This window comes from Streptomyces sp. NPDC090083 (assembly GCF_044747445.1).
GTDB lineage: Bacteria > Actinomycetota > Actinomycetes > Streptomycetales > Streptomycetaceae > Streptomyces.
Genome location: NZ_JBIVED010000002.1, coordinates 530,119 through 543,241, shown reverse-complemented (window position 1 = coordinate 543,241; position 13,123 = coordinate 530,119). Strand labels below are relative to the sequence as shown.

Sequence of the window (13,123 nt, the reverse complement as noted above, 5' to 3'; positions counted from 1 at the left end):
GGGAATGGACGCGCACGACGTCGAACTCAAGAAGGAACTCAACGCCACCCTGCAGGCACGCAGGGAACTCGGCGACGAGTACGAGTCGGCACTGGTCGACTCCTTCCTGGAGAAGGTCGACCAGCGCATCGACGGCGCCGTGGAGCGCCGGGTGCGCCGGCAGCTGGCCGAGCAGCAGATGGTGGTCGCCCGCGGCTCCCGTTCGCCCCAGGGCACCGACTCCTGGGGTGAGCGCTTCGGCTTCGGCATCGTCTCGATGGTCCTGGCGATCCCGCTCTCCGCGATCGGCGGGGGCATCGCCCACCTGCCAGGCCTGCTGGTGGCCTGGGTCGGGATCGTCGGCGTGAACGCCGTCCAGGCCGCGCGGTCCAATCCGGGGCTCTTCGGGGGACGGCGGCGCAAGTCGTCCCAGGACGGCGACTGGGAGGACTGAGAAGACCCGGGGGCCGGGGGGCCAGGAGCCGGGAAAGGCTATGCGCGGGGACCGCCGCACCCCCCGTTGCCGGGAGGGCGGGACGACGGCGGTCCCCGCGAGGGACGCGGGCCGGGTCAGGGCCGGGCTTGCGCGTCCTGGGCGTCGGTGGAGGTCCGGGAGCCGCTCCGGATGTCCGTGACGCCGTTTCTGTGCCGGCGAGGCGGGGAGCCGCTCCCGCCCTGCCGACACCCACTAATCTGCACGACGCGTGTTAAGCGTGTGCTGCGTGGACGTGACGCCCTCGTACCACTTCCGCGAAGTCCGCAGTTTCGGTGGACGACCGCAAAGTCGCCGTCGACACGGCCCGTTCACCGGACGTTCGCTACTGCTTGCCGCCCTTGGCGAGGAAGGACAGCAGGTCCTGCCGGCTGATGACACCGGTGGGCTTGCCCTCGACCAGGACGATGGCCGCGTCGGCGGAGCCCAGGACGGACATCAGGTCGCCCACCGGTTCGCCGGAGCCGACCTGCGGCAGCGGGGCCGACATGTGCTTCTCCAGCGGGTCGCTCAGGGAGGCGCGCTGGGTGAACAGGGCGTCCAGCAGCTCCCGTTCGACGACCGAGCCGACGACCTCGGCCGCCATGACGTCGGGGTGACCGGCGCCCGGCTTCACGATCGGCATCTGCGAGACGCCGTACTCGCGCAGCACCTCGATGGCCTCGCCGACGCTCTCGTCCGGGTGCATGTGCACGAGGGACGGGATGGCGCCGTGCACCTTGTCGTTCAGGACGTCGGCGACGCGGGCGCTGGGGCCCTCGTCCTCCAGGAAGCCGTAGTCGGCCATCCACTCGTCGTTGAAGATCTTCGAGAGGTACCCGCGGCCGCTGTCGGGCAGGAGGACGACCACGACGTCGTCCGGGCCGAGCCGCTCGGCGACGCGCAGCGCGGCCACGACGGCCATGCCGCAGGAGCCGCCGACGAGCAGGCCCTCCTCCTTGGCCAGCCGGCGGGTCATCTGGAAGGAGTCCTTGTCGGACACGGGGACGATCTCGTCCGCGACGGTCCGGTCGTAGGCGGTCGGCCAGAAGTCCTCACCGACGCCCTCGACGAGGTACGGCCGCCCGGAGCCGCCGGAGTACACGGAGCCCTCGGGGTCGGCGCCGACGACCTGGACCCGGCCGTCGCTGGCGTCCTTGAGGTAGCGCCCGGTGCCGGAGATGGTCCCGCCGGTGCCGACACCCGCGACGAAGTGGGTGATCCTGCCCTCGGTCTGCTCCCACAGCTCGGGGCCGGTCGAGTGGTAGTGGGAGAGCGGGTTGTTCGGGTTGGAGTACTGGTCCGGCTTCCAGGCACCCGGCGTCTCACGGACCAGCCGGTCGGAGACGTTGTAGTACGAGTCCGGGTGCTCGGGGTCCACGGCGGTGGGGCACACGACCACCTCGGCGCCGTAGGCGCGCAGCACGTTGATCTTGTCGGTGGACACCTTGTCGGGGCACACGAAGATGCAGTGGTACCCCTTCTGCTGGGCGACGATGGCGAGGCCGACACCGGTGTTGCCGCTGGTCGGCTCGACGATGGTGCCGCCGGGCTGAAGCTCCCCGCTCTTCTCGGCCGCCTCGATCATGCGCAGCGCGATGCGGTCCTTCACGGAACCGCCGGGGTTGAAGTACTCCACCTTGGCCAGAACGGTCGCCTGGATGCCCGCGGTCACGCTGTTGAGCCTCAGCAGCGGGGTGTTGCCGACGAGGCTGATCATCGAGTCGTGGAATTGCACCGTTGTCTCCGGTTGCTGCAAAAGAAGTGGTCGTGACTGGTTCCGCCAGCCTAGGGCCTGTCCGGCGGGTCGGGTCGCAGCAGATCCCGGGGGCCGGACCCCGCGTCCGCGGCGTGATCCGCCGGGCAGGCCCTACGGCCCGGAATCCACGTTCACCGGCTGTTGAGATTGGGCGACGTGCTGTTCGGGGCAAGGAGTGGATGACGGCTCAGAGGAGGTGGCGGCGAGGTATGACGAGGATGTCGAGGGCGCGGGTGGCCCGGCGGATCGCGGCCGGTGCAGCGTACGGCGGTGGCGGGGTCGGGCTGGTGGGCGCGGCGGCCGTCGGGCTGGTGCTGGCGGAGGTCCGGTTCGTGAAGCGGCATGTGGGCAACGGCCATGGCCCGGGCAGCAACCATGTGCCCAGCGCCGACGGCCGGTACGGCCGTTCCTACGACACTCCGGGTGAACCTCCCCTGCGCCTGACCATGCTCGGCGACTCCACGGCGGCGGGACAGGGCGTGCACCGGGCGGCGCAGACCCCGGGCGCGCTGCTCGCCTCGGGTCTCGCGGCGGTCGCGGAGCGCCCGGTCGAGCTGCACAACGTGGCGCTTCCCGGCGCCCAGTCCGACGACCTGGACCGCCAGGTGGCGCTGGCCCTCGCGGACTCCACCCGGGTGCCGGACGTCTGCGTGATCATGATCGGCGCGAACGACGTCACCCACCGCATGCACCCGACCCGCTCGGTACGCCATCTGTCGGCGACGGTACGGCGGCTGCGCACGGCCGGTGCCGAGGTCGTCGTCGGCACCTGTCCCGACCTCGGGACGGTGGAGCAGGTCCAGCAGCCCCTGCGCTGGCTGGCCCGCCGGGCGTCCAGACAGCTGGCGGCGGCCCAGACGATCGGCACGGTCGAGCAGGGCGGGCGCACGGTGTCGCTGGGCGACCTGCTGGGCCCCGAGTTCGCGGCGAACCCGCGCGAGCTGTTCGGCCCGGACAACTTCCACCCCTCGGCGGAGGGGTACGCCACGGCGGCCATGGCGGTCCTCCCGACCGTCTGCGCCGCGCTGGGCCTCTGGCCGGCCGACGAGGACCGTCCGGACGCGTCCCGCCGCGAGGGCTTCCTGCCGGTGGCACGGGCCGCCGCGGAGGCGGCCTCGGAACCGGGCACGGAGGTCACGGCAGCGATGCCGACGGGTCCCCGGGGTCCATGGGCCCTGCTGAAGCGCCGGAAGAGGCGGAGGGTGCCGGAGCCGGACACGGCTCCGTCCAGCCCGTCCGGCGTGTGAGGGCGCGCGGGGGCGGGTGAGGACGAGCCCGTTCCGGCCGATGGGGGTCCGGGGGCCCAAGCAAGCGCTTAGACAATTGCGGTCAGGGTCACACCGTGGTTCCCGTGACCTGCGCCATACGTGCGGGTAACTTCCAAGAAAGCCGTGCCAAGTCCCCGTACGAACGCCAATGGAGCCGTGATGCCCGAAGCCGTCATCGTCTCGACCGCCCGCTCCCCCATCGGCCGCGCCGTCAAGGGCTCCCTCAAGGACCTGCGCCCCGACGACCTCACCGCCACGATCATCCAGGCCGCCCTCGCGAAGATCCCCGAGCTGGACCCGAAGCTCATCGAGGACCTGATGCTCGGCTGCGGCCTCCCCGGCGGCGAGCAGGGCTACAACCTCGGCCGGATCGTCGCCGTGCAGATGGGCATGGACCACCTGCCCGGCTGCACGATCACCCGTTACTGTTCCTCGTCCCTGCAGACCAGCCGCATGGCCCTGCACGCCATCAAGGCCGGCGAGGGCGACGTCTTCATCTCGGCCGGCGTCGAGATGGTCTCCCGGTACGCCAAGGGCAGCTCGGACGGCCTCCCGGACACCACCAACCCGATCTTCGCCGAGGCGCAGGCCCGCACCGCGGCCACCGCCGCGTCCGAGGGCTCCACCTGGCACGACCCGCGCGAGGACGGCCTGCTCCCCGACCCGTACATCGCGATGGGCCAGACCGCGGAGAACCTGGCCCGGATCAAGGGCGTCACCCGCCAGGACATGGACGAGTTCGGCGTCCGCTCGCAGAACCTCGCCGAGGAAGCCATCAAGAACGGCTTCTGGGAGCGCGAGATCACCCCGGTCACGCTGCCCGACGGCACGGTCGTCAGCAAGGACGACGGGCCGCGCGCGGGCGTCACCCTGGAGGGCGTCTCCGGCCTCAAGCCGGTGTTCCGCCCCGACGGCCTGGTCACCGCCGGCAACTGCTGCCCGCTGAACGACGGCGCCGCCGCGGTCGTCATCATGAGCGACACCAAGGCCCGCGAGCTGGGCCTGACCCCGCTGGCGCGGATCGTGTCGACCGGCGTCTCCGGCCTCTCCCCCGAGATCATGGGCCTCGGCCCGGTCGAGGCGTCCAAGCAGGCGCTGGGCCGCGCCGGTCTCACCGTCGACGACATCGACCTGTTCGAGATCAACGAGGCGTTCGCCGCCCAGGTGATCCCGTCCTACCGCGACCTGAGCATCCCGCTGGAGAAGCTGAACGTGAACGGCGGCGCGATCGCCGTCGGCCACCCCTTCGGCATGACCGGCGCCCGCATCACCGGCACGCTGATCAACTCCCTCCAGTTCCACGACAAGCAATTCGGTCTGGAGACGATGTGCGTCGGCGGCGGCCAGGGCATGGCGATGGTCATCGAGCGCCTCAGCTAGTCAACTCCCCGTAGCCGCGCGGGAACTTTGCGTCACCCTTCGGCCCGGAACCCCGCAACCGCCCGGGTTCTGGGCCGATTTGTGATCCAATCTCCCCCAGGATGTGACCTATCTCCCTTCGAAGAGGGATTTCCGCAGGTCAGGACCGTTTCACCACCAAACATCGGGCCCAAAGTCCTGCCCGTTTCGTGACGTTACGCACTGACAGCTGGTTAGTCCGCCCTTCAAGCTGATGTAGGAAGTCGGGGGTCGACTTTGAACCGGGAGTACGTCAGTGAGCGCCATGCCGATCGCTTTGCTGCTCACCACGGCCGCCGTTGGCGCCGTGGGCGTCGCCGTCCTGCGCACCCTCTTGGTGCTCCGTCGACAGGTGGCGGACCTGCACACCGAACTCGCCGAGGGCAGAGCCGCCGCCGTGCGCGCGCTCGTGCCCGCCGCCCGCAGCCACACCGACGCGGACGAGATACGCGCCGCCGTGGCCGAGGCGCTGGCCGAGGAGCGGGAGCGGGAACTGGCCGAGGCGCGAGCCTTCTGGGCCGCCCAGGAAGCCCGCGACACCGAGGTGCCCACTCTGCTGGGTCTGCCCGACAGCGAGCTGTTCATGCCCCGCCAGAGCGACTTCGCGGGCCTCGAACCGCTGGAGCCGATGACCGAGCTGGCCGCCGACGCCGACGAGTTCGGCGGTGCCCCCGCCGGAGGAGAATCCCCCGAGCTGGCCGCGGCCCGGCGCCGCCACCCGTCCCACCCGGACTTCGTACCGGCCCAGTCACCCGTGGTCAACGACCACGAACGTACGGTGGCCACGCTGGAGGAGCTGGCCGAGTCCGCCGTCGAACTGGCCGACGTCCGGCCCGGCCCGCTGGGCACCCTCGACGTCTACGTCTTCGTCGACGGCACCACCCTCTGCATGACCCCCGGTCACCGGGAGACCGCCGAACGCCTCGCCGCGGCCCTCCAGTCCGGCGAGACCCCGTTCCTCCTGGGCGGCTCCGGCGTATCGGGCGCGTACACCCTCACGTTCGCGTGCGGCGAGGACAACGTCTACATCCTGGCGGACCGGGTCATAGCGTCCCTTTGACGGTCAGGGGTGCGCCGGTCCGTTGCCGGTTGCCGGGTGCGGGCCGGTGGGGCCGGTCGCGCGGTTCCCCGCGCCCCTGAAGGAGCGCGCCGGAGAACCTCAGACGCCGGCCCTCTTCTGCGCCTCCGCGACCAACCCGAGCGCCTCATCGACCTCGGCGTCATTCACCAGGACAACCGCCAGGTCGTGCACGGCCACGGTGATCTGATCGGCGGCGGCGAACATCCCCGCGTCGGGCATCTCCCGAGGCTCCGCTCCCGGCTCCTCCGCCAGCTGCGCCCGGCGGGACATCTCCCTGGCCAGGGCCAGCGCCTCCGCCGCGGCACCCCGTTGCAAACGACTCTGCGGCGCGGCCCTGAGCCGGTCCGCGAAGTGATCCACCGCTTGAGTCAACCGCGTCGTATCCACCACGCCGCGAGACTACGCGCCGTACCGGGACTGTTGCCAACGGGCGAACGCTCAGGCACGGTGACCTGAAGGACCGGCTTACACCCCATGCGTCCGGAGGCGCCGATGTCCCAAGTGTTCTCCCAGGAGACCCACCAGAACATGCTCGCCCGCATTCCCCACTGCACCGGTCGTGAAGTGTCCGACTGGTTGCGCACCGTCGACGAAGGCCCCGCCCTCTTCCGTTTCGAGGAGAAGGTCAGCTGGCTCCGCGCCGAGCACGACCTCGCGTACGGCCACGCCAAGGCGATCATTCACGAGTACGACCTGAGGAGGGCCGCGCGCAAACTGCTCTAGGCGCGCACCACGGACGAACCCATCACGGACATGGCGAAGGGCCCCGGGAACACACCCGGGGCCCTTCCGCGATCGTGAGGACCGCTAGTTGTTGCTGTTGAGGATCGAGATGAGCCGCAGGAACTCCATGTAGATCCAGACCAGCGTCAGCGTGAGCCCGAAGGCCGCCAGCCACGCCTCTTCCTTGGGCGCGCCGTAGGCGATCCCGTCCTCGACCTGCTTGAAGTCCAGAGCGAGGAAGCAGGCGCCGAGGATGATGCCGACGACGCCGAAGAAGATGCCGAGCGGGCCGCTGCGGAAGCCGAGGCCGTCACCGCCGCCGAACACCGCGAACAGCAGGTTCACGACCATCAGCAGCATGAAGCCGAGCGCGGCGGCCATCACGAAGCCGTAGAACCGGCGGTTCACGCGGATCCAGCCCGCGCGGTACGCGATGAGGACGCCGGCGAAGACCGCCATCGTGCCGATCACGGCCTGCATGGCCGCGCCGCTCGCGATGCGGTTGTCGACGACGCTGGAGACGACGCCGAGGAAGACGCCTTCCAGTGCGGCGTACGACAGGATCAGCGCCGGGACGGGCTTGCGCTTGAAGGACTGGACGAACGCCAGGACCATCGCGACCAGCGCGGCACCGATGCCGATGCCGTACGAACGGCTGATGTTCGCGTCGTCGACCGGGAGCAGCGCCCAGGCGAGCGCCGCCGTGACGATCAGGGTGCCGAGGGTGGTGCCGGTGCGCAGGACGACGTCGTCCATGGTCATCCGGCCGGTGGTGGCCGGGGCCTGGGGCGGTGCGCCCTGCTGCAGGTCCTGCTGGGCGTACGGGTTCTGCGCGTACGGGTTGCCGCCCGCGTAGGGGTTCGCCTGCGTGCCCACGGCGGGGCCCCCGGCCTGCGGCGCGGTGTTGAAGCCCGCGTAGCCGTTGTCGCGGCTGAACCCCCGTCGCGAGAAGACCGGGTTTCTGCTCCTCATTTCACTCCTCCATGGCCGCCTCGCGCGGCCTTGGGCTCAAGAGTAATAGGTAGGCAAAGGATTGACCCTACCTCTTGGGGAGGATCTTCCCCTCGTCCTGCCACGGTACGCGGTGGAGCGCACGCCCAGCGCACACTGGTACCAAGCCGTGACGCCCCCCTTGGAGGCCTCTTATCCCTGGTCGTCGAACGGGAACCCGGTGTACGCCTCGGCAAGATCCGTCTCGGCCGCCCCGGACTCCGCGATCCGCTCCAGCCGGGCCAGCTGGAGCCGCCCCTCGAAGGGCGTCGCGTCCGGCGCGCGGTGCAGGAGGCTCGTCATGTCGTAGGAGAACCGCTCGGCCTGCCAGACCCGCCGCAGGCAGGTGGCGGAGTACCCGTCGAGCCGGTCGTCGCGGCCCGTCTCCTTCTTGTACGTCAGTGCCCGCGCGAAGGTGACGACGTCGCCGACGGCGAGGTTGAGGCCCTTGGCCCCGGTCGGCGGCACGATGTGCGCCGCGTCCCCCGCGAGGAAGAGCCGTCCGTGCCGCATGGGCTCGTGGACGTACGACCGCATCGGGGTGACGGACTTCTGGGTGACGGGACCGCGCTCCAGCCGCCATCCGTCCCCGGTCTCGAACCGCCGCTCCAGCTCGTCCCAGATGTCGTCGTCGCTCCAGCTCTCCGCGTCCGTGCCCTCGGCCACCTGGAGGTAGAGGCGGGAGACGGACGGCGAGCGCATGGAGAGGAGGGCGAAGCCGCGGTCGTGGCGGGCGTAGACCAGTTCGTCGTGGGAGGGCGCGACATCGGCGAGGATGCCGAGCCAGGCGTAGGGGTACGACCGCTCGAAGACGCGGGTCAGGCCGGCGGGGATCGCGGTGCGCGCGATGCCCCAGAAGCCGTCGCACCCGACGACGTAGTCGCAGTCGAGGACGTCCTCACGCCCCTGGTGCCGGAAGCGGACGCGCGGGCCGTCGCTCTCCGCCCCCTGCACCTCCAGCGCCTCCGCCTCGAACAACAGCGGCCCGCCGTCGGCGAGTTGAAGGGCGATCAGGTCCTTGCAGACCTCGGTCTGGGCGTAGACGGTGACGCTGCGGCCGCCGGTGAGGGCCGGGAAGTCCACCCGGTGCCGCTTCCGGTCGAACCGCAGCTCGATCCCGTCGTGCCGCAGCCCCTCCCGGTCCAGGCGCTCCCCGGCACCGGCCGCGCGCAGCACGTCGACCGTGCCCTGCTCCAGGATCCCGGCCCGCTGCCGGTGCTCCACGTACTCCCGGTCGCGGCTCTCCAGCACGACCGAGTCGATGCCGGCGTTGTGCAGCAGCCGGGCGAGCAGGAGCCCGGCGGGGCCGGCTCCGATGATGCCGACGGTGGTACGCATCGGGCGTTCCCTTTCGAGCGGGCGGCGGTCGCGCGTGGGCGCTGCGCGTGTTCGCGGCGCGGTGTCGCGATGGCGCGGTGCACGCCTCCGGCGCGTGTTCGCATGGTGAAATTTCCTTCACCTTGCTGGTACGCCCCAAGTCTCCGACCGCGTGGGTCACCTGTCAACGGTTGGGGAAGTGTGCGAAAAGGGTGGGAGGTGCCCGGAGCCGGACTTGAACCGGCACGCCCGCGAAGGGGCAGCGAGGTTTAAGCTCGCCGTGTCTGCATTCCACCATCCGGGCAGGCCGTGGGCTCCGCATTGAGGTCACGAGCCTATCGGGACGCGCCTCCCCAACAGCGGGCGGGCGGACCGATGTTGTCTTATTTTATTGATGTCTGAGGGTGCATCAGACCGTGGAAAGAGCCATCAGCACTTGCCAATAGCCTTGCGCGCGGTCTGGGGGCTCGTATGCGGAATGACGGAATTTCACCGCCCGAACGAGGGTGCTCCACCGGTTCTTGACGCGAACCCGACTCGGCGGCCGTTTCCGGATCCGCCCTCATCCCCAGGTATGACTGCGCTCAGCGCTGTCCGACTGGAGGCGGTCCCCGGAACCGGAACAGCGGCTGACTACACGGTGGGATCGGGCAGAGAGGATGGGACACGTCCCCAGCAGTACCGTCGTCCCGACAGGAGTGCCCCCCGTGACCACCACCCCCATCGCCGACCGGACCACCTCCGTGGCCGCGCGCGCCACGGATCTCTCCAAGGTCTACGGACAGGGCGAGACCCAGGTGGTCGCCCTCGACCGGGTCTCCATCGACTTCCGGCAGGCCGAGTTCACCGCGATCATGGGCCCCTCGGGGTCCGGCAAGTCCACCCTGATGCACTGTGTGGCCGGCCTCGACACCTTCTCGTCCGGCTCCGTGCGGATCGGCGACACCGAGCTGGGCTCCCTCAAGGACAAGCAGCTCACGAAGTTGCGCCGGGACAAGATCGGCTTCATCTTCCAGGCGTTCAACCTGCTGCCGACGCTGACCGCCCTGGAGAACATCACCCTCCCGATGGACATCGCGGGCCGCAAGCCGGACAAGCAGTGGCTGGACTCGGTGATCACCATGATCGGCCTCGCCGACCGGCTGAAGCACCGGCCCTCCGAACTCTCCGGCGGCCAGCAGCAACGCGTCGCCGTGGCACGTGCGCTGGCCTCCCGCCCCGACATCATCTTCGGCGACGAGCCGACCGGGAACCTGGACTCGCGCTCCGGCGCCGAGGTGCTGGGCTTCCTCCGCAACTCCGTACGGGAGCTGGGGCAGACGGTGGTCATGGTCACCCACGACCCGGTGGCCGCCGCGTACGCGGACCGGGTCGTCTTCCTCGCGGACGGCCGCATCGTCGACGAGGTCCACGAGCCGACGGCGGACTCGGTGCTCGACCGCATGAAGCGGTTCGACTCCAAGGGCCGCACCAGCTGACCGGCTCCGGCCGCGTCACCTGACGGCACCTCAACCCGCCACACCGGGGCGCGCGTTCACCGCCTCCGCCCCCGGCTCCGCCGCCCGGCTCACCCCTCGTAGACCTGGACTGAGTAGACCCATGTTCCGTACCGCCTTGCGCAACGTACTCGCGCACAAGGCCCGGCTCCTCATGACCGTGCTCGCCGTGATGCTCGGCGTCGCGTTCGTGTCGGGGACCCTGGTCTTCACCAACACCATCTCGAACGCCTTCCAGAACAGCTCGGCCAAGGGCTTCGACCAGGTCGACGTCGCCGTCAGAGCCAAGTACCAGGACAGTGAGGGCGACGCGGTCGGCAAGACGCCCGAGCTGACCCAGGCCATGCTGGACACCAGTGCCAAGGTGCCGGGCGCCGCCTCCGCGACCGGGGTCGTCAACGGCTTCACCGCCATCGCCGACAAGAAGGGCAAGCTCATCGGCGGCGGCTTCCAGTCGCAGGGCGGCAACTACTGGGGGACCAAGGACGCCCGCTACCCCCTCAAGTCCGGTGCCGCGCCGCACGGTTCGGGCGAGGTGGCCATCGACTCCGAGACCGCCGCGCGCGCCGGGTACAAGGTCGGCGACACCGTGCGCCTCTCCGTCGACGGCCCGGTCCTGACCCCGAGGATCACCGGCATCTTCACCACCGACGACGGCAATGTCACCGCCGGCGGCAGCCTCGCCCTCTTCGACACCGCGACCGCGCAGAAGCTGTTCGGCAAGGCCGGGACGTACGACGAGATCGATGTGAAGGCCGCGGCCGGAACCAGCCAGGCCACGCTGAAGTCACAGCTCGACGGCGCCCTGCCGAAGGGCCTCACCGAGACCACCACCGCCAAGAAGCTCGCCGACGACCAGGCCGAGACGATCGCCTCCTCGATGAGCGGGCTCAAGCAGGGACTGCTGGTCTTCGCGGGCATCGCGCTCTTCGTCGGCACGTTCATCATCGCCAACACCTTCACCATGCTGGTCGCCCAACGCACCAAGGAACTCGCCCTGTTGCGCGCGGTCGGCGCCTCCCGCCGCCAGGTCACGCGGTCGGTGCTCCTCGAAGCGTTCGTGGTCGGCGCGGTCGCCGCGGTGGCCGGACTGGTCGCCGGCATCGGCATCGGCGCCGGGCTGCGCGCCCTGATGGGCACGATCGGCGCGACCGTCCCGGACGGCCCGCTGATCATCACCTCGAACACGGTCCTGAGCGCCCTCGCGGTCGGCATCCTCATCACCATGCTCGCCGCCTGGCTGCCCGGCCGCCGCGCCGCGAAGATCCCGCCGGTCGCCGCGATGAGCAGCCTGCACGCGACGGCCACCACCAAGTCGCTCGTCCTGCGCAACACCATCGGCGCGCTGTTCTCCGGCGCGGGCATCGCGGTCGTCATCGCGGCCACGTCGATGAACGGTTCGGACGGCCAGGCACCCATGGGTCTGGGCGCCGTCCTCCTCATCATCGGCGTGTTCATCCTGACCCCGCTGCTGTCCCGCCCGCTGATCGCGGCCTCGGCGCCGGTCCTGCGGATCTTCGGGATCTCCGGCAAGCTGGCCCGCCAGAACTCGGTGCGCAACCCGCGCCGCACGGCCGCCACCGCGTCCGCGCTGATGATCGGCCTCACCCTCATCACCGGCATGACGGTGATGGCGGGCAGCCTCCAGCAGGCGATCGACAAGATGGCCTCGTCCGCGATCAGGGCCGACTACATCGTCTCGATGGCGAACGGCAACTCGCTCTCCCCGAACGTCGACAAGACGCTCACCAGCACCTCCGGCATCACCGCCACCAGCCCGCTGCGCAACGCCCCCTCGCGCATCGACGGCACGTCCGAGTTCCTCACCGGCGTCAACGGCTCGGCGATCGCCGAGCTCACCGACCTCAAGGTCGACAGCGGCACCTTCAAGGTCGCCGGGACCCAGGTGGTCGTGGACGACGACACGGCCAAGTCCCGTCACTGGAAGGCCGGTTCGACCTTCACCGCGCACTACGAGGACGGCAGGGCGCAGCGGCTCACCGTCTCCGCGGTCTACGAGGGCAACGAGCTCATCCGCGGCATCATGCTCGACAACGCCACCCTCGCCCCGCACCAGACCGACCCGGCCGACATGCAGATCCTGGTCAAGACGGCCGACGGCGCGTCCAGTGCGACGAAGGACAGGCTGGAGAAGGCCCTCGGCTCCAACCCGGCCGTCAAGGTCCAGGACAAGAAGGACCTCTCCGACAGCATCGCGCAGGTCTTCACCCTGATCCTCAACATGGTCTACGGCCTGCTCGCCATGGCGGTGATCGTCGCGGTCCTCGGAGTGATCAACACCCTGGCCATGTCGGTCTTCGAGCGCTCGCAGGAGATCGGGATGCTGCGCGCGATCGGCCTCGACCGCAAGGGCATCAAGCGGATGGTCCGTCTGGAGTCCCTGGTCATCTCGCTCTTCGGCGGGGTGCTCGGCATCGGTCTCGGCGTGTTCTTCGGCTGGGCGGCCGGTGAGCTGATCGGATCGCGGATGTCGACGTACGCGCTGGTCATCCCCTGGGCCCGGATGGCGCTCTTCCTGCTCCTCGCGGGCACGGTCGGCGTCCTGGCGGCCCTGTGGCCGGCCCGCCGCGCGGCGAAGCTGAACATGCTGTCGGCCATCAAGTCCGAGTAGCGGCACAT

11 protein-coding genes and 1 tRNA gene are annotated in these 13,123 nt (G+C 70.2%); 7 read left to right on the top strand and 5 right to left on the bottom strand.

What is annotated here, in order from left to right:
• Window positions 1-4: 4 nt before the first annotated feature.
• Entirely contained in the window at window positions 5-433 is a 429-nt protein-coding gene (locus ACIPTO_RS08225; RefSeq protein ID WP_366317114.1) for a hypothetical protein, read from the top strand.
• A 364-nt stretch (window positions 434-797) separates the two neighbouring features.
• Here the strand turns inward: ACIPTO_RS08225 and ACIPTO_RS08220 are convergent, their stop codons facing one another.
• A complete protein-coding gene (locus ACIPTO_RS08220; RefSeq protein ID WP_366316547.1) occupies window positions 798-2,189 on the bottom strand; it encodes a cystathionine beta-synthase in 1,392 nt (463 codons plus the stop codon).
• A gap of 230 nt (window positions 2,190-2,419) precedes the next feature.
• Here ACIPTO_RS08220 and ACIPTO_RS08215 point away from each other — a divergent pair, with 230 nt between their 5' ends.
• From ACIPTO_RS08215 to ACIPTO_RS08205, 3 genes are all read left to right on the top strand, one after another.
• Window positions 2,420-3,457, top strand: a complete 1,038-nt coding sequence (locus ACIPTO_RS08215) for an SGNH/GDSL hydrolase family protein (protein ID WP_366316549.1) — start codon at window positions 2,420-2,422, stop codon at window positions 3,455-3,457.
• 180 nt (window positions 3,458-3,637) lie between these two features.
• Entirely contained in the window at window positions 3,638-4,858 is a 1,221-nt protein-coding gene (locus ACIPTO_RS08210) for an acetyl-CoA C-acetyltransferase (protein ID WP_401190200.1), read from the top strand.
• Window positions 4,859-5,132: 274 nt separating this feature from the next.
• A complete protein-coding gene (locus ACIPTO_RS08205) occupies window positions 5,133-5,936 on the top strand; it encodes a hypothetical protein (RefSeq protein ID WP_366316553.1) in 804 nt (267 codons plus the stop codon).
• 99 nt (window positions 5,937-6,035) lie between these two features.
• Here ACIPTO_RS08205 and ACIPTO_RS08200 read toward each other — a convergent pair whose 3' ends face one another.
• Window positions 6,036-6,347 (bottom strand): hypothetical protein, encoded by a 312-nt coding sequence (locus tag ACIPTO_RS08200; protein WP_401190199.1) that lies wholly within the window; start codon window positions 6,345-6,347, stop codon window positions 6,036-6,038.
• 102 nt (window positions 6,348-6,449) lie between these two features.
• Between ACIPTO_RS08200 and ACIPTO_RS08195 the strand changes: the two genes are divergently transcribed.
• Entirely contained in the window at window positions 6,450-6,680 is a 231-nt protein-coding gene (locus tag ACIPTO_RS08195) for a DUF4287 domain-containing protein (RefSeq protein ID WP_366316557.1), read from the top strand.
• Between the two features lie 84 nt (window positions 6,681-6,764).
• Here the strand turns inward: ACIPTO_RS08195 and ACIPTO_RS08190 are convergent, their stop codons facing one another.
• From ACIPTO_RS08190 to ACIPTO_RS08180, 3 genes are all read right to left on the bottom strand, one after another.
• Window positions 6,765-7,652, bottom strand: coding sequence for a Bax inhibitor-1/YccA family protein (locus tag ACIPTO_RS08190; protein ID WP_366316559.1), 888 nt, complete (start codon window positions 7,650-7,652; stop codon window positions 6,765-6,767).
• A 171-nt stretch (window positions 7,653-7,823) separates the two neighbouring features.
• Complete coding sequence (locus ACIPTO_RS08185) at window positions 7,824-9,008, bottom strand: 4-hydroxybenzoate 3-monooxygenase (protein WP_401190198.1); 1,185 nt, start codon at window positions 9,006-9,008, stop codon at window positions 7,824-7,826.
• Window positions 9,009-9,207: 199 nt separating this feature from the next.
• Window positions 9,208-9,291 (bottom strand) — tRNA-Leu (locus tag ACIPTO_RS08180).
• 403 nt (window positions 9,292-9,694) lie between these two features.
• Between ACIPTO_RS08180 and ACIPTO_RS08175 the strand changes: the two genes are divergently transcribed.
• The gene (locus ACIPTO_RS08175) at window positions 9,695-10,465 is read left to right on the top strand and encodes an ABC transporter ATP-binding protein (protein ID WP_366316563.1); all 771 of its coding nucleotides are present in this window, start codon (window positions 9,695-9,697) and stop codon (window positions 10,463-10,465) included.
• 121 nt (window positions 10,466-10,586) lie between these two features.
• Window positions 10,587-13,115: an ABC transporter permease gene (locus ACIPTO_RS08170; protein ID WP_401190197.1), complete on the top strand. Its 2,529-nt coding sequence runs from the start codon at window positions 10,587-10,589 to the stop codon at window positions 13,113-13,115.
• Window positions 13,116-13,123 lie beyond the last annotated feature (8 nt).